This window comes from Streptomyces sp. NPDC057963 (assembly GCF_042887155.1).
Lineage (GTDB): Bacteria > Actinomycetota > Actinomycetes > Streptomycetales > Streptomycetaceae > Streptomyces.
The window spans coordinates 303,421-326,819 of the sequence record NZ_JBHVPX010000002.1; the positions used below are offsets into that span (position 1 = coordinate 303,421).

General features: G+C 70.6%; 22 protein-coding genes. 14 read left to right on the plus strand and 8 right to left on the minus strand.

What is annotated here, in order from left to right:
* Positions 1 to 5: 5 nt before the first annotated feature.
* From ACFVT1_RS05095 to ACFVT1_RS05105, 3 genes are read left to right on the plus strand one after another with little or no spacing between them, the layout of a single operon-like run.
* The gene (locus ACFVT1_RS05095; protein ID WP_389792659.1) at positions 6 to 1,466 is read left to right on the plus strand and encodes a DUF2252 domain-containing protein; all 1,461 of its coding nucleotides are present in this window, start codon (positions 6 to 8) and stop codon (positions 1,464 to 1,466) included.
* Between the two features lie 58 nt (positions 1,467 to 1,524).
* Positions 1,525 to 2,505, plus strand: coding sequence for a hypothetical protein (locus ACFVT1_RS05100; protein ID WP_389792661.1), 981 nt, complete (start codon positions 1,525 to 1,527; stop codon positions 2,503 to 2,505).
* 46 nt (positions 2,506 to 2,551) lie between these two features.
* Positions 2,552 to 2,896 carry a rhodanese-like domain-containing protein gene (locus tag ACFVT1_RS05105; RefSeq protein WP_389792663.1) on the plus strand — a complete coding sequence of 115 codons (345 nt, stop codon included), beginning with the start codon at positions 2,552 to 2,554 and terminating at the stop codon, positions 2,894 to 2,896.
* A 132-nt stretch (positions 2,897 to 3,028) separates the two neighbouring features.
* On the opposite strand, the gene ACFVT1_RS05110 is transcribed toward ACFVT1_RS05105, so the two are convergent.
* The 6 genes from ACFVT1_RS05110 to paaA form a co-directional block, all read right to left on the minus strand.
* The gene (locus ACFVT1_RS05110; RefSeq protein WP_389792665.1) at positions 3,029 to 4,252 is read right to left on the minus strand and encodes an acyl-CoA dehydrogenase family protein; all 1,224 of its coding nucleotides are present in this window, start codon (positions 4,250 to 4,252) and stop codon (positions 3,029 to 3,031) included.
* A 170-nt stretch (positions 4,253 to 4,422) separates the two neighbouring features.
* Positions 4,423 to 5,481 carry a 2Fe-2S iron-sulfur cluster-binding protein gene (locus tag ACFVT1_RS05115; protein WP_389792666.1) on the minus strand — a complete coding sequence of 353 codons (1,059 nt, stop codon included), beginning with the start codon at positions 5,479 to 5,481 and terminating at the stop codon, positions 4,423 to 4,425.
* A complete protein-coding gene (paaD, locus tag ACFVT1_RS05120; RefSeq protein WP_389792668.1) occupies positions 5,482 to 5,988 on the minus strand; it encodes a 1,2-phenylacetyl-CoA epoxidase subunit PaaD in 507 nt (168 codons plus the stop codon).
* A complete protein-coding gene (paaC, locus tag ACFVT1_RS05125; protein WP_389792670.1) occupies positions 5,982 to 6,683 on the minus strand; it encodes a 1,2-phenylacetyl-CoA epoxidase subunit PaaC in 702 nt (233 codons plus the stop codon). The genes paaD and paaC overlap by 7 nt, the downstream gene beginning before the upstream one ends.
* On the minus strand, positions 6,680 to 6,970 hold the full coding sequence (gene paaB / locus ACFVT1_RS05130; RefSeq protein WP_362192615.1) for a 1,2-phenylacetyl-CoA epoxidase subunit PaaB: 291 nt from the start codon (positions 6,968 to 6,970) through the stop codon (positions 6,680 to 6,682). The genes paaC and paaB overlap by 4 nt, the downstream gene beginning before the upstream one ends.
* Positions 6,967 to 7,971: a 1,2-phenylacetyl-CoA epoxidase subunit PaaA gene (paaA, locus tag ACFVT1_RS05135; protein WP_389792673.1), complete on the minus strand. Its 1,005-nt coding sequence runs from the start codon at positions 7,969 to 7,971 to the stop codon at positions 6,967 to 6,969. Before paaA ends, paaB begins: the two co-directional genes overlap by 4 nt.
* A gap of 119 nt (positions 7,972 to 8,090) precedes the next feature.
* Between paaA and ACFVT1_RS05140 the strand changes: the two genes are divergently transcribed.
* The 3 genes from ACFVT1_RS05140 (at position 8,091) to ACFVT1_RS05150 (ending at position 10,929) form a co-directional block, all read left to right on the plus strand.
* Positions 8,091 to 8,852, plus strand: coding sequence for a DUF5819 family protein (locus tag ACFVT1_RS05140; protein ID WP_389792674.1), 762 nt, complete (start codon positions 8,091 to 8,093; stop codon positions 8,850 to 8,852).
* Positions 8,849 to 10,150, plus strand: coding sequence for an HTTM domain-containing protein (locus ACFVT1_RS05145; protein ID WP_389792676.1), 1,302 nt, complete (start codon positions 8,849 to 8,851; stop codon positions 10,148 to 10,150). The genes ACFVT1_RS05140 and ACFVT1_RS05145 overlap by 4 nt, the downstream gene beginning before the upstream one ends.
* 140 nt (positions 10,151 to 10,290) lie before the next feature.
* The gene (locus ACFVT1_RS05150) at positions 10,291 to 10,929 is read left to right on the plus strand and encodes a TrmH family RNA methyltransferase (RefSeq protein WP_389793340.1); all 639 of its coding nucleotides are present in this window, start codon (positions 10,291 to 10,293) and stop codon (positions 10,927 to 10,929) included.
* Between the two features lie 162 nt (positions 10,930 to 11,091).
* On the opposite strand, the gene paaN is transcribed toward ACFVT1_RS05150, so the two are convergent.
* Complete coding sequence (gene paaN, locus ACFVT1_RS05155) at positions 11,092 to 12,792, minus strand: phenylacetic acid degradation protein PaaN (RefSeq protein WP_389792678.1); 1,701 nt, start codon at positions 12,790 to 12,792, stop codon at positions 11,092 to 11,094.
* A gap of 123 nt (positions 12,793 to 12,915) precedes the next feature.
* Here paaN and ACFVT1_RS05160 point away from each other — a divergent pair, with 123 nt between their 5' ends.
* The gene (locus tag ACFVT1_RS05160; protein WP_389792680.1) at positions 12,916 to 13,509 is read left to right on the plus strand and encodes a TetR/AcrR family transcriptional regulator; all 594 of its coding nucleotides are present in this window, start codon (positions 12,916 to 12,918) and stop codon (positions 13,507 to 13,509) included.
* A 94-nt stretch (positions 13,510 to 13,603) separates the two neighbouring features.
* On the opposite strand, the gene ACFVT1_RS05165 is transcribed toward ACFVT1_RS05160, so the two are convergent.
* Positions 13,604 to 14,110 carry an Lrp/AsnC family transcriptional regulator gene (locus ACFVT1_RS05165; protein ID WP_389793341.1) on the minus strand — a complete coding sequence of 169 codons (507 nt, stop codon included), beginning with the start codon at positions 14,108 to 14,110 and terminating at the stop codon, positions 13,604 to 13,606.
* A gap of 263 nt (positions 14,111 to 14,373) precedes the next feature.
* On the opposite strand from ACFVT1_RS05165, the gene pdhA reads away from it, so the two are divergent.
* The 7 genes from pdhA to ACFVT1_RS05200 all read left to right on the plus strand — a co-directional run bounded on the left by pdhA (position 14,374) and on the right by ACFVT1_RS05200 (position 23,305).
* Positions 14,374 to 15,534 carry a pyruvate dehydrogenase (acetyl-transferring) E1 component subunit alpha gene (pdhA, locus tag ACFVT1_RS05170; RefSeq protein WP_389792682.1) on the plus strand — a complete coding sequence of 387 codons (1,161 nt, stop codon included), beginning with the start codon at positions 14,374 to 14,376 and terminating at the stop codon, positions 15,532 to 15,534.
* Positions 15,531 to 16,562 carry an alpha-ketoacid dehydrogenase subunit beta gene (locus tag ACFVT1_RS05175; protein ID WP_389792684.1) on the plus strand — a complete coding sequence of 344 codons (1,032 nt, stop codon included), beginning with the start codon at positions 15,531 to 15,533 and terminating at the stop codon, positions 16,560 to 16,562. The genes pdhA and ACFVT1_RS05175 overlap by 4 nt, the downstream gene beginning before the upstream one ends.
* On the plus strand, positions 16,562 to 18,103 hold the full coding sequence (locus ACFVT1_RS05180; RefSeq protein ID WP_389792686.1) for a dihydrolipoamide acetyltransferase family protein: 1,542 nt from the start codon (positions 16,562 to 16,564) through the stop codon (positions 18,101 to 18,103). Before ACFVT1_RS05175 ends, ACFVT1_RS05180 begins: the two co-directional genes overlap by 1 nt.
* A 99-nt stretch (positions 18,104 to 18,202) precedes the next feature.
* On the plus strand, positions 18,203 to 19,051 hold the full coding sequence (locus ACFVT1_RS05185; protein ID WP_389792688.1) for an NTP transferase domain-containing protein: 849 nt from the start codon (positions 18,203 to 18,205) through the stop codon (positions 19,049 to 19,051).
* A gap of 50 nt (positions 19,052 to 19,101) precedes the next feature.
* A complete protein-coding gene (locus ACFVT1_RS05190) occupies positions 19,102 to 21,054 on the plus strand; it encodes a molybdopterin-binding protein (protein WP_389793342.1) in 1,953 nt (650 codons plus the stop codon).
* A complete protein-coding gene (locus tag ACFVT1_RS05195) occupies positions 21,012 to 22,148 on the plus strand; it encodes a potassium channel family protein (RefSeq protein ID WP_389792690.1) in 1,137 nt (378 codons plus the stop codon). Before ACFVT1_RS05190 ends, ACFVT1_RS05195 begins: the two co-directional genes overlap by 43 nt.
* 170 nt (positions 22,149 to 22,318) lie before the next feature.
* A complete protein-coding gene (locus ACFVT1_RS05200) occupies positions 22,319 to 23,305 on the plus strand; it encodes an NAD(P)H-quinone oxidoreductase (RefSeq protein ID WP_389792692.1) in 987 nt (328 codons plus the stop codon).
* Positions 23,306 to 23,399: the final 94 nt, after the last annotated feature.

A 23,399-nucleotide genomic window follows, 5' to 3' on the forward strand; every position in this document is an offset into this window, starting at 1 on the left:
GCGCCATGGGCGAAAACGAAGCGTCGGTGCCGGTTCAGCGGGCTGTGACCGGGAATCCGCGTATTCCGGTCGTGCCCGGCTTCGCGCGGTGGACAAGGGGGGTGGCCGGGGCGGGTGGCAGCGCGCAGCAGTCGCCCAAGGAGGCGGGCAAGGCCCTGCGGGAGAGGGTGTCCCGGGCCTCTCACTCCTCTCTGGAGCTTCCGGCCGGGCGGCCCGACGCCGTGCAGGCGGTCGAGGAGTCGAGCCGCGGCAGGGTGCCCGGTCTCGCCCCGATCCGGGTGGGGCGAATGGCGGCCACGCCGTTCGCCTTTCTGCGGGGCGCGGCCGGGCTGATGGCCCACGACCTGGTGGGCACGCCCGTTAGCGGGGTGGGCGCCCAGCTCTGCGGCGATGCGCACGCGGCCAATTTCGGGCTGTACGGCGATGCGCGCGGCAGCCTGGTCATCGACCTGAACGATTTCGACGAGACCGTGTTCGGCCCCTGGGAATGGGATCTCAAGCGCCTCGCTACTTCGCTGGTGCTCGCCGGCCGGGAGGCCGGGGCGGACGAGGAGACCTGCCGCCAGGGCGCATACGACACTGTGGGCGCCTACCGGCGGACGATGCGGCTGCTGGCCAAGCTGCCCGCACTCGATGCCTGGAACGCCATCGCGGACGAGGAATTGGTCTCGCACACGGACGCACGGGATCTGCTCGGCACCCTGGAGCGCGTCTCGGAGAAGGCCCGCAACAACACCAGCGCCCGTTTCGCGGCCAAGTCCACCGAGGATTCCGGGGACGGCGGACGCCGCTTCATCGACGCGCCGCCGGTGCTGCGGCGGGTATCGGACGAGGAGGCCGCCGCGGTGGCGACGGGGCTCGGCGACTATCCGGGCACGCTCTCGGAGGACCGGGTGCCCCTTCTCGCCAGATACGCGATCCACGACGTGGCGTTCCGGGTGGTCGGAACGGGGAGCGTCGGCACACGGTCGTACGTGGTGCTCCTGCTCGATCACCGTGGCGAGCCCTTGGTGCTGCAGGTGAAGGAGGCGCGAGCCTCCGTACTGACGCCGTATCTGCCGGCTGTCGGGTTCGACGTGCCGGAGGTGGCGCACGAGGGACGCAGGGTGGTGCTCGGGCAGAAGCGGATGCAGGTCGTCAGCGACATCCTGCTGGGGTGGGCCACCGTGGCCGGGCGACCCTTCCAGGTACGGCAGTTCAGAAACCGCAAGGGCAGCGTGGATCCGGCGGCCCTGGCAGCCGACCAGGTCGACGACTACGGCCGGATGACGGGTGCGCTGCTGGCGCGGGCCCATGCGCACAGCGCCGATCCGCGGCTGATCGCGGGGTACTGCGGCAAGAACGACGAGCTGGACGAGGCGGTGGCGGCATTCGCGGTGTCCTACGCGGACCATACGGAGGCGGACCACGCAGAGCTGGTACGGGCCGTAGGAGCGGGGCGAATAGCCGCCGAACTGGGCGTGTGAGAGGCAGTCCGCCGACCGCGCGTGATCTGGGCGTCGAAGGTGGCCATACGCTGGACGGGTGAGCCACGAAGCCGCCGGGGTGCCGACCACCCGGAACGACGATGACCGGCAGGACAACGACCGGCAGCACGAACAGCATGCCCCGGATGCCCCGGATGCCCCGGATGCGCAGGACAGCGGATCAGCCGGTGTCGGCGATGGTGCCGGTTCGGGGGCCGGTGTCGCTGATGGGGCCGGCGGGGTTGCCGACGGAAAAGCGGAGGAGGCTCGTCCCGAGGCTCGGCTCGCCAAGGCGGTACGGGTGGCGGAGCAGGCGCTGATCGAGTTCGAGATCGCGGTGGAGACCTTTCGGGTCGAGGTCGAGAACTTCTCCCGTCTGCATCACCAGAAGCTCGGGCCGATGTACGCCCGCCTCGATGAGCTCGATGCGCAGATCGCGGAGGCCCGTGCCGCCAGGACCGGTGATCCCGAGGACCTCCGCAAGGCTCAGGAGGCCCGGGCGATCGTGATGCCGATGCCGGGCGTCGACGAGCTGTTCCACGACTGGATCGACTCCGACGGGCTGTCCCCCGAGGCGGCGGCGATGCTGACCGAGCAACCGGTCCGGCCGCCTAAGCGGGTCCGGCCGACCGAGGAGGCGCGCAAGCTCTACCGCGAACTGGCGCGCAAGGCCCACCCGGACCTGGCGCAGGACGAGACGGAGCGGGCCCGCCGCGACGAGTTCATCACCCGCGTCAACGCCGCTTACGGGCGTGGTGACGAGGCGCTGCTGATGGAGCTGGCGCAGGAGTGGGCGGCGGGGCCGGTGGCGCCGGAGGCGGAGCTCAGCGAGAGCGAGGAGCTCTACGCCCGACTGAACTGGCTGACCCAGCGCAAGGAACTCCTTTCGGTGCTCGCTCAGGAGCTTGAGGAGAGCGCGATCGGGGCAATGCTGCGGATGGCTCCGGACGATCCGGACCGGCTGCTCGACGACATCGCCGATCAGCTGCTGGGCGAGGTCGCTCGGCGTGAGGCGGATCTGGCCGGGCTCGTGCAGTAGCGTTCCTGGTGACTCTGGAGCATACGTACGAGAGAAGGCATGACCCATGAATTTCGCCCCGCTGCCCTCGGTGGATGTCGCGGCGGTTCCGTCGGACGGCTTCGTGCTGGACGTCCGGGAGAACGATGAATGGGCGGCCGGGCATGTCGAAGGCGCCCTGCACATTCCGATGAGTGACTTCGTGGGCCGCTTCGGTGAGCTCACCGAAGCGGCCGAGGACGGGCGGCGCGTGCATGTGATGTGCCGGGTCGGGGGCAGGTCCGCCCAGGTCACCCAGTACCTGGTGCAGCAGGGCGTCGACGCCGTGAACATCGACGGCGGGATGCTCGCCTGGGACGGTGCCGGACGCCCGATGATCACCGACAACGGCAACCCGGCTTTCGTGCTCTGAGCCGGGTGGCCGCCCGGTTGCCTGATCGCAGGGCAGCCGGGGGTGCTGGGGCGCGACGCCGCCCGCCGGGCCGCCGCGCCGCACGACTGCTCGGCTGCTCGGATCGGCGTCGGTTGAGGGCCTGGTGAGGAATCAGCCGAGCGGGTGCGCGGCCAGGAGGTCGCCCAGTGCCTCCTCGTGCGCAGCCGCCGGGCCGAGGGACAGTTCGATCTGCTTCGCCCAGGCGTGGAAGCGGTGCAGCGAGTAGTCGGTGTCCGCGCCGAAGCCGCCGTGCAGATGCTGTGCCGTCTGCACGATCCGGCGGACACCGTCCGACGCCCAGATCTTCGCCACAGCGATGTCGCCCTCGACGGGCAGCGCACCGTCGGCCCCGGTGGAGATCCGCCAGGCCGCTTGCCAGAGCGTCACTTCCATGGCCCGCAGGTCGATGTAACGGTCCGCGGCCTGTACCGCGACGGACTGGAAGGTCGCGATCGGAAAGCCGAACTGCTCACGCTTTCCCGTGTATTCGCTCGTCATGGCGAGGACGGCCTCGCCCAGCCCGAGCGCGAGCGCGCACGTCCCGGTAGTGAGCAGGGCGCGCAGCCACTCCCAGGTTCCGGCGGTGTCGATCAGCGCGCGGCCGTCGATCCTCACCGAATCCAGCCGGACCTCTGCGAACAGCTCACCACTGGTGGAGACCTGCTCGGCAAGAGTGACGCCTTCGTGGGTGGGCCGGATCAGTGCGAGAACGGCCCGGCCCTCGCCTGTGTGGGCGGGAACCGCGATCCAGTCCGCAGCCTGCGCCCATGGCACCCCCGACTGCACCCCGTCGAGCACCCAGCCCGCAGCGTCACCGTCGGCATTCCCGGTCGCGAAGCCAGGACTCTCGTCGGGCCCTTCGCCAGGTTCTGCGCCCGGCCGGTCGTTCCTCGCGGGGACGTCACGGCGGGCTGTGACGGCGAGCTCGGCCGGATCGTGGCCGGAACGGCCGTTGGCCCCGACGGTGAGGACCAGCTCGCCCCGGCCGACCCGGGGCAGCAATTCGGCGGCCAGCCCCGGGTCGCCGTAGCGCTGAAGGGCCATCGCGACCCCGCACGTCTCCAGCAGCGGCACCCGCGCAAGCACCTTGGCGGACTCGCGAAGCACCAGGCAGAGCGCAACGGGATCCAGCCCGGCCCCGCCGTGCTCCGGCGACAGGGTCAGGCTCAGCAGGTCACTTGCGGCAAGTCCGGCCCACAGGGACCGGTCGATGTCCTCGGCCACCGCGCCCGGCACGAGAGCGGGGCTGGGAACCCCGTCGGGCGCGACGTCCGAGAAGACCGCTCTCGCTGCCTCGGTGGCTGCCTGCTGTTCCTCGGTGAAGGTGAAGTCCACTGCCCTGGCCTCCCGCGAACCATTGCTCCCGTACCCGGACCTGACGGGCCGTCAAGATAGAACACGTTCTATGAGAAGGGAACAGGAGGGGAGGCTCGGATGCGTGGATGCGTGGATGCGTGGGGCTGGGTGGGTGAACTGGGGTGTGGCCAGGGGCCAGAGGCCGACGCTCAGCGGTCGAAGTCGAGTTCCACCTCCGGAGTGGCCGGATGCGATTGGCATGCCAGTACATAGCCGGCTCCCGTTTCTTCGGGCTCCAGCGCGAAGTTGCGGTCCATCCGCACCTCTCCCGAGACCAGGAACGCCCGGCAGGTCCCGCACACACCGCCCTTGCAGGCGTATGGGGCGTCGGAGCGGCTGCGCAGCACTGTCTCCAGCAGTGATTCGCCATCCTGCACCGGCCAGGTTCCGGAGCGGCCGTCCAAGGTCGCGGTGAGCCTGCTGTGGGCGGGCGTTTCGGCCGGGGTACGGGCGGGCGCGTTCGGACCGTCGTCCACATGGAAGATCTCCTGGTGGATACGGGTCCGGTCGATGCCGAGGCCGTGCAGCGCGCCTTCGGCCGCCCGCACGAGTCCGAACGGTCCGCACAGGTACCAGCCCGCCACCTCCGTGACCGGAAGCAGCGCGGGCAGCAGCTCGACGAGCCGATCCCGGTCCAGCCGGCCGGACGGGAGACCTGCCTGCTGTTCCTCCCGGGAGAGGACTGTGATCAGCTGGAACCGGTCCGGGTAGCGGTCCTTGAGGTCGGCGACCTCGTCGAGGAACATCGTCGACAGCGCTGTCCGGTCGCTGCGGATCAGACAGAAACGGGCGTCGGACTCCCGCGCCAGCAGCGTTGCCGCGATCGACAGCACCGGGGTGATCCCGCTGCCCCCGACGATCGCCGCGAAATGTCCGGCGCGGGGCGTGAGCACGAAGCGGCCCATGGGGGCCATTGCCTCGACCAGGTCACCGACGGCGAGTTCCTTCAGCGCGTACGTGGAGAACGCGCCGCCGTCGACGAGCCGGATGCCCACACGCAGCACCGGGTCGGCCGGTTCCTCCGCGGCCGGGGAGCAGATCGAGTACGAGCGGCGGATCTCCTCGCCGTCCACGATGTAGCGCACATTGAGGTGCTGACCGGGTTTGTGGCGGAAGGTCTCGCGCAGCTCGGGCGGCACGGCGAGGGTGACGGCCACCGAATCGTCCGTGAGCCGTTCGATCGCGCGGACCCGGAGCGGATGGAACATCTACAACTCCTTGAAGTGGTCGAACGGTTCGCGACACGTCACGCACCGGCGCAGCGCCTTGCAGGCGGTGGAGGAGAACCGGCTCAGCAGCTCCGTATCGGTCGAGCCGCAGTGCGGGCAGCGCACCGAGAGCGTGAGCGGCACCGGGCCGTCCGAGGATGCCGTGGCGTCGTGCGGGCGCGGGGGCGCGATGCCGAACTCGGCCAGTTTGCGCCTCCCTGCCGCGCTGATGTCGTCGGTCGACCAGGCCGGTGAGAGCACAGTGACCACGGAGACCTCCGGTATGCCGTGGTCATGAAGCACCCGCTCGATGTCGGACGACATGGCCTCGATCGCCGGACAGCCGGTGTAGGTCGGGGTGAGACGCACGGTGACCCTGCCGGGCGCGACCACATCCACGCCCCGGAGTACCCCCAGCTCGTCCAGGGTCAGCACGGGCAGTTCGGGATCGGGCACGGACCCTGCGAGCCTGTACAGCTCCTCCTCCAGGAGTGTTCCGGTCACCATGACGCCCCCGGGTGGCTGCGATGCAGATGCTGCATCTCGGCGATCATCCGGCCGAAGGGTTCGGTGTGGATGCCCTGGCGGCCCGCGCCCGCAGTCCACGCTCCGGACTGCGGTCCCGTCGGCACGGTCAGCGTGGCCTTTTCCAGTACCGCGGTGACGGACTCCAGCCAGCCGCTGTGCAGTGACTGCCAGTCGATCTCCACGCCCTCCACGGGCTGGAACAGCTCGCCGGTGAACCGCCACAGGGCGTCGACCCCGCGCTGCATCCGCTCATGGCTCTCGGCTGTGCCGTCGCCGAGCCGGAGCGTCCAGTGCTCCGCGTGGTCCTGGTGGTACGCGACCTCCTTGACCGCCTTAGCCGCCAGCCCGGCGAACGGGCTCCCACCGGCCGCCAGCTGCTCGTACAGCAGTCGCTGGTAGGCAGAGAAGTAGAGCTGGCGGGCGATGGTGCAGGCGAAGTCGCCATTCGGCTGCTCGACCAGCTGGACGTTGCGGAAGGCGCGTTCCTCGCGCAGATACGCCAGCTCGTCCTCGTCCCCGACGAGGGAGAGCAGTACCCGGGCCTGCCCCAACAGGTCCAGCGCGATGTTGGCCAGGGCCACTTCCTCTTCCAGCACGGGGGCGTGGCCGGCCCACTCCCCCAGCCGGTGCGAGAGCACCAGCGCGTCGTCGCCCAGGGCGAGGGCTGCGGTCACAGGTGCTTCACCCCTTCCGGGATCTCGTAGAACGTCGGGTGCCGGTACGGCTTGTCACCGGCCGGCTCGAAGAACGAGTCCTTCTCGTCCGGCGAGGAGGCCGTGACCTGGGCGGAGGGGACCACCCAGAGGGAGACTCCCTCGGATCGGCGTGTGTACAGATCGCGCGCGTTGCGCAGGGCCATTTCCGCGTCCGGGGCGTGCAGGCTGCCGGCGTGGGTGTGGGACAGCCCGCGGCGCGAACGCACGAACACCTCCCACAGCGGCCATTCGGTCGAGCTGCTCATGCTGTCGCCTCCCCGTCGGGTACTGCTGCGTGTTTCTCCGCGTACGCGACTGCCGCGTCCCGGACCCAGGAGCCCTCCTCGTGCGCCCGGCGCCGCTGGGTGAGGCGCTGCTCGTTGCACGGGCCGTTGCCCTTGAGGACTTCCTGGAATTCCTTCCAGTCGATCGCCCCGAAGTCGTGATGCCCACGCTCCTCGTTCCACCGGAGATCCGGGTCCGGAAGGGTGAGTCCGAGCGCTTCGGCCTGGGGGACACAGATGTCCACGAAGCGCTGCCGCAGCTCGTCGTTGGAGTGCCGCTTGATCTTCCAGGTCATCGACTGCGCCGAGTGGGCCGATGCGTCGTCCGGCGGGCCGAACATCATCAGGGACGGCCACCACCAGCGGTCCACCGCGTCCTGGGCCATCTCGTGCTGCGCCGGGGTGCCGCGGCTGAGGGTGAGCAGCAGCTCGTATCCCTGGCGCTGGTGGAAGGACTCCTCCTTGCAGATGCGGACCATCGCCCGGGCGTACGGGCCGTAGGAGCAGCGGCAGAGCGGTACCTGGTTGGTGATCGCGGCGCCGTCGACGAGCCAGCCGATCGCGCCCACGTCCGCCCAGGTCAGCGTCGGGTAGTTGAAGATCGAGGAATACCTCTGGCGGCCTGCGTGGAGCTTGTCGAGCAGCTCCTCGCGGCCAGTGCCGAGGGTCTCCGCGGCGCTGTACAGATAGAGCCCGTGCCCGGCCTCGTCCTGCACCTTGGCCATCAGGATCGCCTTGCGGCGCAGCGAGGGCGCTCGCGAGATCCAGTTGGCCTCCGGCTGCATTCCGATGATTTCGGAATGGGCATGCTGGGCCATTTGCCTGACCAGCGAAGCGCGGTACGCATCAGGCATCCAGTCGCGCGGCTCGATGCGCTCGTCCGCAGCCACCGCGGCGTCGAAAGCCGCTTCCAGGGCCTCGTCCGCCCCTTCGGGCCTGCCTGGTCCCGCCTGCGCCGCTTGGTCCGCAGTCACTGCCGTCATCCCGGACTCCCTACCGACCGACCGATCGTTCGGTTCAATGTCTTCAATGGTGAGTCGGCGGCCCGTAGGGTGTCAACCCTGTGGATAACTGACCGGGGATCGACGGGGATCGGGGCGGGATGGATTCGTACGACGACAGGGGTGCCGAGAGCGGGAGCGGGGGCGCCGGGCCTGGGCCGGGGCAGGGCGAGGGCACATCGCCGGGCGCCGGTCGGGAGCCGGGTTCACCTCCTCGTGGCGGCATCGCCGCCCTGTCGCTTCCGTACCAGATCGTTGCCGCGATCGCGCTGTCCGTCATCGGGCTGGCCGCGTGCGGTCAGCTGGCCATGGTGTTCCTGCACGTCGCGCCCTCCAACACCCTGACCAAGCAGCACGGCAAAGCGGTCGACGACTGGATCTATCCCGAGTTCGAACAGAACTGGAAGCTCTTCGCCCCGAACCCCCTCCAGCAGAACGTGGCCGTTCACGTGCGAGCCGAGATAGCCGGCGCCGACCGCCGCCGCACCACCTCCTGGATGAGTCTTTCCGGTGAGGACGAGAAGGCGATACGCGGCAATCTTCTCCCCAGCCACATCCATCAGAACGAGCTGCGCCGCAGCTGGGACTTCTACATCAACTCGCACGACAACGAGGACCGGGCGAACGGCCTGCGCGGTGAGCTCTCCGAGCGCTACATCCGCCGTATCGCCATGCGGCGCCTCAGCGAGCACGACTACGGCGGCACCGTGGAGCGCATTCAGATCCGTTCCGAGGTGCGGTCCATCGCGGCGCCGGGCTGGAGCGAGGAGAAGATCAGCACGAAGCCGTCCTACCGGGTGCTGCCGTGGTGGACCATTACCCCGGCCGATCTCCCCGAGAATGCCAAGGGGGCGGACAAGTGAGCACGCCAACCTTCGATCGCAGGCTCGCCCGCGGCATCCAGCGCATCACCTCCTCGGCGCTCGGCCCGTACCAGAGCGCCGTCATCCGGATCGGCTTCTCCGCCACCTACCTGCTGTTCCTCCTGCGTGAACTCCCCCACCGCCGTGAGATGTACGGTCCCGACGCCCCATGGCGCTGGGACATGGCGCAGCAGCTCATATCGGGCAACCAAGCCTTCACCACGCTCATGTGGTCGGACAGCACGGTCTGGTTCGAGATCGTGTACGCGGTGGCGCTGCTCTCCGCCGCACTGCTCATGGTCGGCTGGCACACCCGCGCCATGTCGGTCCTCTTCATGGTCGGTGTGCTCTCCCTGCAGAATCGCAGCATCTTCATGGGCGACGGTGGCGACAACGTCATCCATCTCATGGCGATCTACCTCGTGCTGACGCGCTGCGGGCAGGTCTGGTCGTTGGACGCCCGGCGCGCAGGCCGTGCAGATCGCGCAGGAGCGGCGGGGTGTGCGGGCCGCACACCGGGGCTGCCGACTGACGCGGATACGGATGCGGACATCGCCGCCCTTCGGCGTTCGGCGCCGCGGGACGTGGCCGGCCCGATTCTCTGGGTGCTCCTCGGCCTGGCTCTGATCGCGGCCACCGTGACAGACGGTCTGGGCGGCACCACGTGGCTGCCGGCTCTCTTCTGGCTCCTCTGGGCCGGCCAGGGCGCCTGGTGGGTCGTGAACCGCCGTGCGCCGGACAGCGAAGCGCGCACCCTGCTCGATGTCATCGCCAATCTCGCCCACAACGCGACCCTTGTCGTGATCGCGGCCGAGGTCTGCATGATCTACGCGACGGCGGGGTGGTACAAGATCCAGGGGTCGCGGTGGCAGGACGGCACGGCGCTGTACTACCCGCTCAAGCTCGACTACTTCACGCCCTGGCCCGGACTGTCGGACATTCTCGCGGCCAGCGGCGTGATGGTGATGCTGCTGACCTACGGCACGGTCATCGTTCAGGTCGCCTTTCCCTTCACCCTGTTCAACCGGCGGGTCAAGAACGTCCTGCTCGTCGCCATGATCTGCGAGCACGCCGGCATCGCCCTGCTGCTCGGGCTGCCCTTCTTCTCGATGGCGATGATCGCCGCCGACTCCGTCTTCCTGCCGACCGTCTTCCTGGTCTGGCTCGGCGGCCGCGTGACCCTCGGACGGGAGCTGCTGTTCTCGCGCAGGGGCAAGGTGCCGGGGCAGCGGCGTGCCGTCGATGACGAGGAGGCCCCGCAGCACAGCGGCGACGGGGGCCATACGCTCGTGGGGTGAGTAGTGAGAGCGGCAGCAGCACCGACGGCATGGGCGGCACTGGCAGTGCCGGCGGGAAACCGCTGACCGAGGAGTCCCCAGGACATGAACCGGCCGTCGCGCCCGTACCGGCGGCGGAACCCGGCCCGGCCACGGAACCGATGCAGTACGACGACGGGTTCGGAACGGAGATCGGCGTCGGACCACACCCACTGCCCTGGCCCGTGGACGAGCGGTACGACCCCGAGCTGCTCGCCCACGGCGACCGGCGTAACGTCGGCGACGCCTACCGGTACTGGACCCGGGAGGCGATCGTCGCCGATCTCGATCTGCGACGGCACGACTTCCATGTGGCGGTCGAGAACTGGGGCCACGACTTCAATATCGGCTCCGTGGTGCGAACCGCGAACGCCTTCCTCGCCAAGGAGATCCACATCGTGGGCCGGCGGCGCTGGAACCGGCGCGGTGCGATGGTCACCGACCGGTACCAGCATGTGCGGCACCACCCCGACACGCAGTCGCTGACCGAATGGGCGGCGGCGGAGGGGCTGCCGATCATCGGGATCGACAATCTGCCGGGGGCGGTTCCGCTGGAGCGGACCGAGCTGCCGCGGCGGTGCGTGCTGCTCTTCGGGCAGGAAGGGCCCGGACTGACGGAAGAGGCCCGCGAGCACGCGGCGACGGTGTGCTCCATCGCACAGTTCGGATCGACGCGCTCGATCAACGCGGGGGCCGCGGCCGCGATTGCCATGCATGCGTGGGTGCAGCGGTACGCGGAGATTCCGGGGACAGCGCGGTAGGCGGGGCGGGCGCGGAGCGGCTGTCTGCAGGGAGTCTGCAGGGAGTCTGCGGCGGGTTCGTTGCCCCGCCCTCCCCTTTCCGTAAGCGCAGGCTCCGTCCCCCGGACCTCTGCTCCTCGAACGCCCGAGGGGCTGGAGAGGGGCCCGGGAGAGCGGTGCGGGTTATGCCTGGCGGCGGACTTCCACTGTGCGGAAGCGGTTTGCCACGAACGCTCCGTCGCACAGAGCCGCATTCGCCGCCGGGTTGCCGCCCGAGCCGTGGAAGTCGGAGAACGCCGCGGTCTGGTTGACGTACACCCCGCCCGTCAGGTTCAGCGAGAGCTGCGCCGACTCGTCCAGGCAGACGTCCTCCACCACGCGCTCCACCTCCGGCGAAGTGGTGTACGCGCCGACCGTCATCGCGCCCTTGTCGCGGATCGTGCGGCGGAGCAGCTCCACGGCGCCAGCTGTCGAGTCGACCGCTACGGCGAAGGAGACCGGTCCGAAGCACTCCGACAGGAGGTGCTCCTCGTCGTCCGGCTTGGTGCTGTCCAGTTTGACGACGACGGGGGTGCGGACCACGGCGTCGGGGAATTCCGGGTTGGCCACCTCGCGGGAGGGCAGGGCGACTTCACCCAGCGCCGCGGCCGCCTCCAAGCGGGCCTTCACCTCGGGGTTGACCAGTGCGCCGAGCAGCGCGTTCGCCCGGGTGTCGTCGCCCAGCAGGCCGTTCACCGCGGCGGCGATGTCGGCGACGACCTCGTCGTACGTCTTGTCGCCGTCGTCGGTCGTGATGCCGTCCCGGGGGATCAGCAGGTTCTGCGGGGTGGTGCACATCTGGCCGCTGTACAGGGAGAGGGAGAACGCCAGGTTGGCGAGCATCCCCCGGTAGTTGTCGGTGGAGTCGAGGACGATCGTGTTAACTCCGGCCTTCTCCGTGTAGACCTGGGCCTGGCGGGCGTTGGTCTCCAGCCAGTCGCCGAAGGCGGTGGAGCCGGTGTAGTCGATGATCTTGATCTCGGGGCGCACCGCGAGAGTCTTCGCGATGCCTTCGCCCGGCCGTTCGGCGGCCAGGGCGACCAGGTTGGCATCGAAGCCCGCCTCGACGAGCACCTCGCGGGCCAGCTGCACCGTGAGCGCGAGCGGAAGCACGGCGCGCGGGTGCGGCTTGACCAGGACGGGATTGCCGGTGGCCAGGGAGGCGAAGAGGCCCGGATAGCCGTTCCACGTGGGGAACGTGTTGCAGCCGATCAGGAGCGAGATGCCGCGGGGGGCCGCGGTGAACGACTTGTGCAGCTGCAGCGGGTCGCGCTTGCCCTGAGGCTTGGACCAGTCGGTGCTCTGCGGGGTGCGGATCTGCTCCTCGTACGCGTACGCCACCGCTTCCAGGCCGCGGTCCTGGGCGTGCGGGCCGCCCGCCTGGAACGCCATCATGAAGGCCTGGCCGCTGGTGTGCATCACCGCGTGGCCGAACTCATGGGTCCTGGCGCTGATCCGCGCGAGGATCTCCAGGCAGACCAGGGCCCTGGTCTCGGGACCCGCCGCACGCCAGGCGGCCATACCCGCACGCATCGCCGGCAGCAGGACATCCAGGTCGACGTGCGGATATTCGACCCCCAGCTCCGGCCCGTACGGAGAGATCTCCCCGCCCGTCCAGCCGTCGGTGCCCGGCTGGCCGAGGTCCAGCCGGGTGTGCAGCACGGCGTCGAAGGCGGCCTTGCCCTCGGCGGGGCTCAGGCTGCCGGGGGCGCCGCCCTCGCCGTATGCCTTCGGATGCTCGGGATGCGGGGACCAGTAGGCGCGCGTACGGATCGCGTCGAGGGCTTGGTCGAGCGTGGGGCGGTGCTTCTCGGACAGCAGGTGCGGGGAGAGCTCGGCGGCCATGACGGACCAACTCCTCAGCGAGCTGGGCAGGAACGGGCGGACAGAGTTAGAGTAACCGAACGATCGGTCGGGACAAGGGGGCCCGCCAAACCTGTGGACAACTCGTAGGGGAGGATCGCGGACATGACCACGGCCAAGCGGGACACGTACACCCCGGAGACTCTGCTCACCGTCGCCGTCCGTGTCTTCAACGAGCGCGGCTACGACGGCACGTCCATGGAGCATCTCTCCAGGGCTGCGGGCATCTCCAAGTCGTCCATCTATCACCATGTCGCGGGCAAGGAGGAGCTGCTCCGCCGCGCGGTGAGCCGGGCGCTGGACGGTCTCTTCGGCATTCTCGACGAGCCGGGGGCGACGCAGGGGCGTGCGATCGAACGGGTCGAGTACGTCACCCGTCGCACCGTCGACGTGCTGATAGCCGAACTTCCCTACGTCACGCTGCTGCTGCGCGTACGGGGCAACACGAAGACCGAGCGATGGGCCATGGAGCGGAGGCGCGAGTTCGACCACCGGGTGACCGACCTCCTCAGGGCCGCGGTCGCGGACGGCGATCTCCGCTCCGACGTGGACATACGACTGGTGACGCGGCTGCTCTTCGGGATGGTCAACTCCCTGGTGGAGTGGTATCGGCCGCAGCCGGACGGCGGCGTCGACGGTGAGCGGCTGGCGGACACGCTCGTTCTGGTGGCCTTCGAGGGGATGCGGTCCAGCAGCTGAGCGGTCCAGCCGTTGGGCCGTCCAGTCGCTGGGCGGCCGTCGGGCGGCTCAGCTGCGGGGCCGAAACGTTCTGATTTCCGGTTACGGGGCCCCGTTACGTGAGCTCGGTGGGTCTGGCCGGGTTCGGGGCCAGGTCCGTCTCCTCGAAGACCAGGAGCGTGCGGGTCGAGAGCACCTCCGGGATGGCCTGGATCTTGGTCAGGACCAGTTCGCGCAGCGACCGGTTGTCCGGGGTGTGCACCAGCAGCAGGACATCGAAGTCGCCGCTGACGAGCGCGATGTGAGTGGCCCCCGGCAGCGCCTGGAGCTGCTCGCGCACGGTGCGCCAGGAATTCTGGACGATCTTGAGCGTGATGTACGCCGAGGCCCCCTGCCCCGCCCGCTCATGGTTCACGCGCGCGCTGAAACCGCGGATCACGCCGTCGTCGATGAGCCGGTTGATCCGGGCGTACGCGTTGGCCCGGGACACATGGACGCGGTCGGCCACCGAGCGTATCGAGGCGCGGCCGTCCGTCTGGAGCAACCGCAGGATGTCGCGGTCGACTGCGTCCAGCGGGCGCGCGGGCGGAGTCTGGCCGGGACCCTCGCCCCCCTCGGCCATTTGTTCAGCTGACATGTGCCCGCGCCTCCCTGTCCTGGACGACCTGCCCCTATCCCAGGCTGTGGATAACCGTTTGTCCACAGGCTGAAGGCGCCTGTAGCCAAAATGCGCTCGCGACCGAACAATCGGTAGGTGAGGCACGCCACATCAGCGCCTCGGACAGTGCTCGACATTTCGATGTATTTCGACACCCCTCGGCATCGGACGACCCCCGAAGCCGACCGACGCCGCTCGAAACCCCTCGATGCCAGGAGGTGCTTGTCATGACGGTCCAAGAGCTGCCCGGCGCGGCCGCTTACCGGCCCACGCCGCCCCCGGCCTGGAAGCCGCTCACCGATCCCGCGCCGCTGCTCCCGGACCCCGAGCCGTACCGCGTGCTCGGTACGGATGCCGTGGCCGACGCCGACCCCGAGCTGCTGCTGCGGCTCTACGCGGAGCTGGTCCGCGGCCGGCGGTACAACGCGCAGGCCACCGCTCTCACCAAGCAGGGCCGGCTCGCCGTCTACCCGTCGAGCACGGGGCAGGAGGCCTGCGAGATAGCGGCCGCGATGGTGCTGGAGGAGCGGGACTGGCTCTTTCCCAGCTACCGCGACACGCTGGCGGCCGTGGCGCGCGGCCTGGACCCGGTCGAGGCACTGACGCTGCTGCGCGGCGACCGGCACACCGGCTACGACCCGCGAGAACACCGCATCGCGCCTCTCTGCACCCCCCTCGCCACCCAGCTGCCGCACGCCGTGGGCCTGGCACACGCGGCGCGCCTCAAGGGCGACGACGTGGTGGCGCTGGCCATGGTCGGTGACGGAGGGACCAGCGAGGGCGACTTCCACGAGGCACTGAATTTCGCGGCCGTCTGGCGGGCTCCGGTCGTCTTCCTCGTGCAGAACAACGGCTTCGCGATCTCCGTGCCGCTGGCGAAGCAGACCGCTGCGCCGTCCCTGGCGCACAAGGCCGTGGGGTACGGGATGCCGGGCCGGCTGGTGGACGGCAATGACGCGGTCGCCGTGCACCAGGTCCTCGGCGAGGCGGTGGCACGGGCCCGGAGCGGTGGCGGGCCGACGCTCGTCGAAGCGGTGACGTACCGCATGGACGCCCATACGAACGCCGACGACGCCACGCGCTACCGCGGCGACAGCGAAGTGGAGGCGTGGCGTGCGCACGATCCGATTCAACTCCTGGAACGGGAGCTGACCGGGCGGGGGCTGCTCGGTGACGACGGGATCGAGGAGGCGCGCGTGGACGCGGAGCGGATGGCGGCTGCTCTGCGCGAGCGCATGAACACCGATCCGGTGCTCGACCCGATGGATCTCTTCGCCCACGTGTACACGGAACAGACCACGCAACTGCGGGAGCAGGCCGCCCGGTTGCGGGTCGAGCTGGAGGCCGAGCAGGACCAGCACGGCAATGACATGGAGGAGGGGCGATGACCACCGCAGCGGCGCCGGCCGGAGGGCGGACGGCGAAGGCCAAACCCGCCACCATGGCGCAGGCGCTCGGACGAGCGCTGCGCGACTCGATGGCCGAGGATCCGACGGTGCACGTCCTCGGTGAGGACGTCGGCGCGCTCGGTGGGGTCTTCCGGATCACCGACGGTCTGGTGAAGGAGTTCGGCGAGGACCGTTGTACGGACACCCCGCTGGCCGAGGCGGGCATCCTCGGCACGGCCGTCGGTATGGCGATGTACGGGCTGCGGCCCGTGGTGGAGATGCAGTTCGACGCCTTCGCCTATCCGGCGTTCGAGCAGCTCATCAGCCATGTCGCCAAGATGCGGAACCGGACGGCCGGTGCCATGCCGTTGCCGATCACGGTCCGGGTGCCGTACGGCGGCGGGATCGGCGGTGTCGAGCACCACAGCGACTCCTCGGAGGCGTACTACATGGCGACGCCCGGTCTCCATGTCGTCACGCCCGCCACTGTCGAGGACGCGTACGGGCTGCTGAGGGCCTCGATCGCCTCCGACGATCCGGTGGTCTTCCTGGAGCCCAAGCGGCTCTACTGGTCGAAGTCGGACTGGTCGCCCGAGGCACCGGTGGCCGTGGAACCGGTCGGACGGGCCGTCGTCCGCCGGACCGGGCGCAGCGCGACGCTGATCACGTACGGGCCGTCGCTTCCGGTCTGCATGGAGGCCGCGGAAGCCGCCGTCGAAGAGGGGTGGGACCTCGAAGTCGTCGATCTGCGCTCACTGGTGCCGTTCGACGACGAGACCGTCGCCGCTTCCGTGCGGCGCACGGGGCGCGCGGTCGTCGTCCATGAATCCTCCGGTTTCGGCGGTCCGGGCGGCGAGATAGCGGCCCGGGTCACCGAGCGCTGCTTCCACCACCTGGAGGCGCCGGTGCTGCGGGTCACCGGGTTCGACGTTCCGTATCCGCCGCCGATGCAGGAGCGGCACCATCTGCCGGGCGTGGACCGGGTGCTCGACGCGGTCGCCCGCTTGCAGTGGGAGGCGGAGAGCTGATGCCACAGGTACTCGAATTCAAGCTCCCGGACCTCGGCGAGGGGCTCACCGAGGCGGAGATCGTGCGCTGGCTGGTGGAGGTCGGCGACGTCGTCGCCATCGACCAGCCGGTCGTCGAGGTCGAGACGGCCAAGGCGATGGTGGAGGTGCCGTGCCCGTACGGAGGCGTGGTGACCGCGCGGTTCGGCGAGGAGGGCACGGAGCTTCCGGTCGGGGCGCCGTTGTTGACGGTGGCCGTGGGGTCCGAGGGGACCTTGGGGGCGGCGGGTTCCCCGGGGCCGGCCGGAATGACGGGCTCGGGGTCGGGGAACGGCGCGGTGGCGTCGGCCGGAGGTTCCGGGTCCGGTCCGGGCGGGGCGGGTTCCGGCTCCGGTGCCGGTGAGGTGGAGCCGTCCGGCAATGTGCTGGTCGGGTACGGGACGGGTGCGCCGGTGGCGCGCCGCCGACGGGTCCGCCCGGAGGCGGTGCCGGTGCCTGGTGTCGCACAGGTGACGGCGGTGGCCGCAGCCCCCGCGTCTGTTCCGGACGCGCCCCAGGGTGTGCAGGGCCCGGTGGCCGTCGTCTCCCCGCTGGTTCGGAAGCTGGCACGGCAGCACGACCTCGATCTGCGGCAACTGGCGGGCTCCGGGCCCGAGGGACTGATCATGCGTGCCGATGTCGAGTCGGCGATCAGGGCACTGGCAGCCGGCGTGGTGGCTCCTTCGCCGACCGCGATCCCGCAGTCGGTTCCGATGCCCGAGCCGGTTTCGGTCTCTGAGCCGGTCTCCGTAGCGGCGCCTTCCGCAGCGGCGCCGCTGCCTCCAGTGCAGCCGTCGGTCGGGCGCAAGGTCGCAGGCCCGGCCGGGGAGCGTATTCCGTTGCGCGGTGTACGGGGCGCGGTCGCCGACAAGCTGGCGCGCAGCCGACGGGAAATCCCCGATGCCACGTGCTGGGTCGACGCCGATGCCACCGAGCTGATGGCGGCCAGATCGGCGATGAACAGCGCCGGCGGTACGGCCGCGGGGCCCAAGGTGTCGGTGCTCGCCCTGCTGGCTCGTGTCTGCACTGCCGCGCTGGCCCGGTTCCCCGAGCTCAACGCCACGGTGGATCCGGAGGCGCGGGAGATAGTGCGGCTGCCGGAGATCCATCTCGGGTTCGCGGCGCAGACCGAGCGGGGACTGGTCGTCCCGGTCGTACGGGACGCGCAGGCCCGGAACGCGGAGTCGATCGGGGCCGAGATCGCCCGGCTGACCGAGGCGGCCCGGACCGGGAGGCTGACCCCGGCGGAGCTGACGGGCGGGACGTTCACGCTGAACAACTACGGGGTGTTCGGGGTCGACGGGTCGACCCCGATCATCAACCACCCGGAGGCGGCGATGCTGGGCGTCGGCCGGATCGTGCCCAAGCCGTGGGTGCACGAGGGCGAGCTGGCCGTAAGACAGGTCGTCCAGCTCTCGCTGACCTTCGACCACCGGGTCTGCGACGGCGGTACGGCGGGCGGCTTCCTGCGTTACGTGGCCGACTGCGTGGAACAACCGGCGGTGCTGCTGCGCACGTTGTAGGCGGATTCGGCTGCGGGCTCCCGTTGCCTCCCTTCGCGGATCCGCCGGATCGCGGACCGGGAGGACCAACGGGAGGCCGTGGCCTGCATACTCGGAGGCATGACCGCGTACGACGCCATCGTCCTTGCCGGAGGGGCCGCCAAACGGCTCGGCGGCGCCGACAAGCCCGGGATCCGGGTCGGTGGCCGTGCGCTGCTCGACCGGGTGCTCGCGGCCTGCGCCGGTGCCTCGACCACCGTGGTGGTGGGTGGTCGGCGGCCCACCGCGCGCGCCGTGACCTGGACGCGCGAAGAACCGCAGGGCGGTGGCCCGTTGGCCGCGCTCGACGCCGGGGTCCGGCGTACCGGCGCGGAATGGGTTCTCGTACTCTCCGCCGACCTGCCGTTCCTCGGGGTGAGCACCGTCGGAGCGTTGCTGGCCACCGCACGTGACGGCGAGCGGGAAGGGGCTCTGTGCACCGATCAGGACGGCCGCGACCAGCCCCTCGTCGCCGTCTACCGTGGCGAACCGCTGCGCCGCGAGCTCGCCCTGATCGCCACCGAGCACGGCGGTCTGTCAGGGCTGCCCCTGCGGTTGCTGACGAATGAACTCGACCTTGCCAGGGTGGAGGCCGGCCCCCTCGCCGCCTTCGACTGCGACACCTGGGAGGACATCGCATCGGCCCGGGCCCGCATCAGAGACCATGGGACGGTGCTGGACGAATGGATCACCGCAGTCAAGAACGAACTGGGCATCGAACTCGACGTCGACACCGACGTCCTGCTCGATCTCGCCCGTGACGCCGCCCACGGCGTCGCCCGCCCCGCCGCGCCCCTGACGACGTTCCTCGTCGGGTACGCGGCGGCGAAGGCGAGCAGCGACGGCGACGGCCCCGAGGCGGTGGCCGAGGCCGCCCGCAAGGCAGCCGCGCTGGCCCTCCGGTGGGCGGACGAGAACGAGACGCAATGACCGCCCGCCACGGTGGGCCCGACCTGTCCCCGGCGACCGATGCCGCGTCGATGGGCGCTGTGCCGACGGGCGGCGGGCCCTCGACGGGTGTGGGGCACACGGGGGACGGCGGGCCCCCGACGGGTGCGGGGGCCATGGTGGACGACGGGCCTTCGGAGCGTGACCGTCCGGCGCAGGGCGACCGGGTGCCGACCCGGGAGGAACTGCGGGCCGCCGAGGAGGACCGGGCTGTTGAACAGGCCCTCGCTCTGGTCGGGCGCCGGTCTTCAAGTGAGCCCCACTCGTCACGTCGGCCTCAGTCCGCGGACCGGCTCCGCTCGGCGGACCGGCCTCAGTCCGCGGACCGGCTCCGCTCGGGGGACCGGCCTCAGTCCGCGGACCGCCCGCACTCCGTGGGGTGCCCGCACTCCGCGGACCGGCCTCACTCTGTGGACCGGTCCGATTCCATGGACTCGTGTTCCTCGGAGCCGTCGGACTCCACGGGCCGGCCCCGTCTCACGGAAGAGCGCGCGTCCGCCTACCAGCTCCCGGTCCCGTCGCCGACCCCGTCTCCACCCCCGCCGCCGAACCAGGGCGCGGTCCGGCCGCACGGGCGTGACCGGCACAGCCGGGCGGTCTCCTGGCGGGAGGCGCGCGCCCTCGCCGCGCGGTCGGGCCGTGACGTTCCCGTCCGTACCCGGCGGCTCCCCCTCGACCGGGCGCTCGGACACGTACTTGCCGAACCGCTCGTCGCGCTCACCGATCTGCCGTCCTTCGACACCTCCGCCATGGATGGCTGGGTGGTCACCGGTCCGGGGCCATGGACCATGCGCGAGGTCGAGGAGAACCGAAACGAGGAGGGCTCCGGAGGCATGGGCGCCGACGCAGGCCCACGACCGGGCCTGGGGCTGGGCATCCTCGCCGGGCACCGAGCCCCTGCCGCTCTCCCCGACGGCGATGCCGTACGGATCGCCACCGGAGCGCGCATCCCGGCGGACGCCAACGCCGTGATCCGTAGCGAGCACGCCCGCGTGGACGAGGCCAAAAGGCTGCTCCACGCGAAGCACCAGGTACATCCCGGACAGGACATCAGGCCCCGCGGTCAGGAATGCCGCTCCGGGGATCAGCTTCTCCCCGCCGGGGCCCTGGTGACGCCCGCAGTCCTCGGTCTGGCCGCCGCCGCCGGGTACGACGAGCTGAACACCGTCCCCCGCCCCCGCGTCGATGTCCTCGTCCTCGGTGACGAACTGCTGACCGGCGGGCTGCCGCACGACGGACTGATCCGTGACGCGCTCGGCCCGATGATCGGCCCCTGGCTGCGCGCACTGGGCGCCGAGGCCGCGGCCCCGCAGCGTCTCGGCGACGACGTCGCGGCCCTACGGCGCGCCCTCACCACCTCCGACGCCGATCTGGTCATCACCACCGGTGGTACCGCCTCGGGACCTGTCGATCACGTCCACCCGGTCCTCGCCGAGATCGGGGCCGAGCTGCTGGTCGACGGCGTCGCCGTCCGCCCCGGCCACCCGATGCTGCTGGCCGGGCTCAGGCCGGCGGGCCCGGCCGCGGGCCCGTATCTGGTCGGGCTGCCCGGCAATCCGCTGGCCGCTGTCTCCGGGCTCCTCACGCTCGCCGAGCCGCTGCTCCGAGGGCTGGCCGGCCGTGCGCCGGCGGCGCCGTACCGGGTCGTCGTGCGCGACGAGGTGCACGGGCACCCGTACGACACCCGTCTGGTGCCCGTCGTCCGCCGCAAGGGCGGCACCGGCAGCACCAGCAGCACCGACGGCCCGGGCGGCACGGGCGGTACCGGCGGCAGTGCGCACAGTCTCGGCAGAGCGGGAACCGGCAGCGGTGCCGAGTACGTCGTACCGCTGCATTACAACGGTCCGGCGATGCTCCGAGGAATTGCCGCGGCCGACGGGCTGGCCGTCGTACCGCCGGGCGGGGTACGGTCCGGCACCGAGGTGGAGATCCTCGATCTACCGTGGGCCTCGGCGTTGCCGTGGACGGAAGGGTGTTTCACGTGAAACTTCCCGGCCACGACGCGATGGCCAGGCGCGCAGACGAACACGTCGTACCCACGCGGGTACAGCTCCCGCGCAGGGTCGTCGCCGGACCGGCGCGACAGGTCGCCAAGCGGCTGATGATGGCGTTGCTGGTGCTTGCGGCCACTGTGCTGATCGTCTGGCTCGACCGTGGCGGATATCACGATGCCGCCGACGGCAAGGTCGACCTGCTCGACGCGGTGTACTACGCGACGGTCACCCTCTCCACCACCGGCTACGGAGACATCACCCCGTACGGAGACACGGCCCGGCTCACCAATGTGGTGCTCGTGACGCCGCTGCGGGTGCTGTTCCTGATCATCCTGGTCGGCACCACTCTTGAGGTCCTCACGGAACGGACCCGGGAGGATTTTCGGCTGAAGCGTTGGAGAGCCAACTTGCGTGACCACACCGTTGTCGTCGGCTTCGGCACGAAGGGCCGTTCGGCCATCCAGACCCTGTGCGCCACCGGCCTGAGGAAAGAGCAGATCGTCATCGTCGACCCGGCGTCCAAGGTGATCGAGATCGCCAACGCCGAGGGGTTCGTGGGCGTGGTCGGTGATGCGACGCGCAGCGAGGTGCTGCTGCGCGCCGAGCTTCAGAAGGCACGGCAGATCGTCATCGCCACCCAGCGCGACGACACGGCGGTGCTGGTGGCGTTGACGGCGCGGCAGCTCAACCGTGGGGCGAAGATCGTTGCCGCGGTGCGCGAGGAGGAGAACGCGCCGCTGCTCCGGCAGTCCGGGGCGGACGCCGTGATCACCAGCGCCAGCGCGGCGGGCCGGCTGCTCGGCCTCTCCGTCCTCAGTCCCAGCGCGGGCACGGTGATGGAGGACCTGATCCAGCAGGGCAGCGGCCTCGACCTCGTCGAACGGCCGGTGATAAAGGCCGAGGTGGGCAAGAGCGTCCGGGAGACCGAGGATCTCGTCGTCAGTGTGTTGCGGGGGCATCGACTGCTCGGCTACGACGATCCGGCCGCCAGTCCTCTGCAGCTGACGGACCGTTTGATCGCCATCGTGCGCGCCTCGAACGAACCGCCGCTGAGCAACCCGGCCACGGGCACACCGCGCTCGTAGCCGGGCGTTGCTCCGGTGCCGCGCTCGTAGCCGGGCGTTGCTCTCTTGTCCGTGTCCGTGTCCGTACCCGTGCCCGTGCCCGGACCTGCGCACGTCGGGAGCGGGCCCCGCCATCGTGCGGCTCGTGGCACGGCCTCGACCCGGGTGTGCCACGGAGTAGCCTCGCCGCCATGTATGCGATCACGATCCCCGAACCCGGTGGCCCCGAGGCGCTCGTATGGGCCGAGGTGCCCGATCCGGTAGCCGGCGAGGGCGAGGTCCTCGTCGATGTCGTGTCCAGCGCGGTCAATCGCGCCGACGTGTTGCAGCGGCAGGGGTTCTACGCCCCGCCGCCCGGCGCGTCCCCGTACCCGGGCATGGAGTGCGCGGGTCGCATCTCGGCGATCGGACCCGGGGTCGGCGGCTGGTCGGTCGGTGACGAGGTGTGTGCACTGCTCGCCGGAGGCGGTTACGCGGAGAAGGTCGCCGTACCCGCCGGGCAGTTGCTGCCCGTGCCGGACGGAGTCGACCTGGCACTGGCTGCGGCGCTGCCCGAGGTGACGGCCACGGTCTGGTCGAACGTGTTCATGGTGGCCCATCTCCGCCCCGGCGAGACGCTGTTGGTGCACGGCGGGTCCAGCGGCATCGGCACGATGGCGATCCAGCTCGCCAAGGCCGTGGGCGCACGGGTCGCCGTGACCGCGGGCGGACCGGAGAAGCTGGCGCACTGCGCGGAGCTGGGCGCCGACATCCTGATCGACTACCGGGAGCAGGACTTCGTCGAGGAGCTGCGTGAGGCGACGGACGGGGCCGGTGCGGACGTCATCCTCGACATCGTCGGCGCGAAGTACCTGGACCGGAACGTGCAGGCGCTTGCCGTCAACGGCCGGCTGGCCGTCATCGGCCTCCAAGGCGGCGTCAAGGGCGAACTGAATCTGAGCGCCCTGCTGAACAAGCGGGCCGCCATCACCGCGACTTCGCTGCGCGGCCGCCCGCTCGCCGAGAAGGCCGCCATCGTCGCCGCCGTACGCGAACACGTCTGGCCGCTGATCGCCGACGGCATCGTACGGCCGATCGTGGACCGCACGCTGCCGATGCCCGATGCCGCCGAGGCCCACCGGGTGCTGGAGTCAAGCGTGCACATCGGGAAAGTGCTTCTGCTGACACCCGCAGGCTGACTCCCCGCCCGCCCCGCCCCGGCCCCACCCCGCCCTCGCCCCCATTCCCCCCGCCCCCGTCCCCGTCCCCACCACCGAGCAGCACGCACCGCAC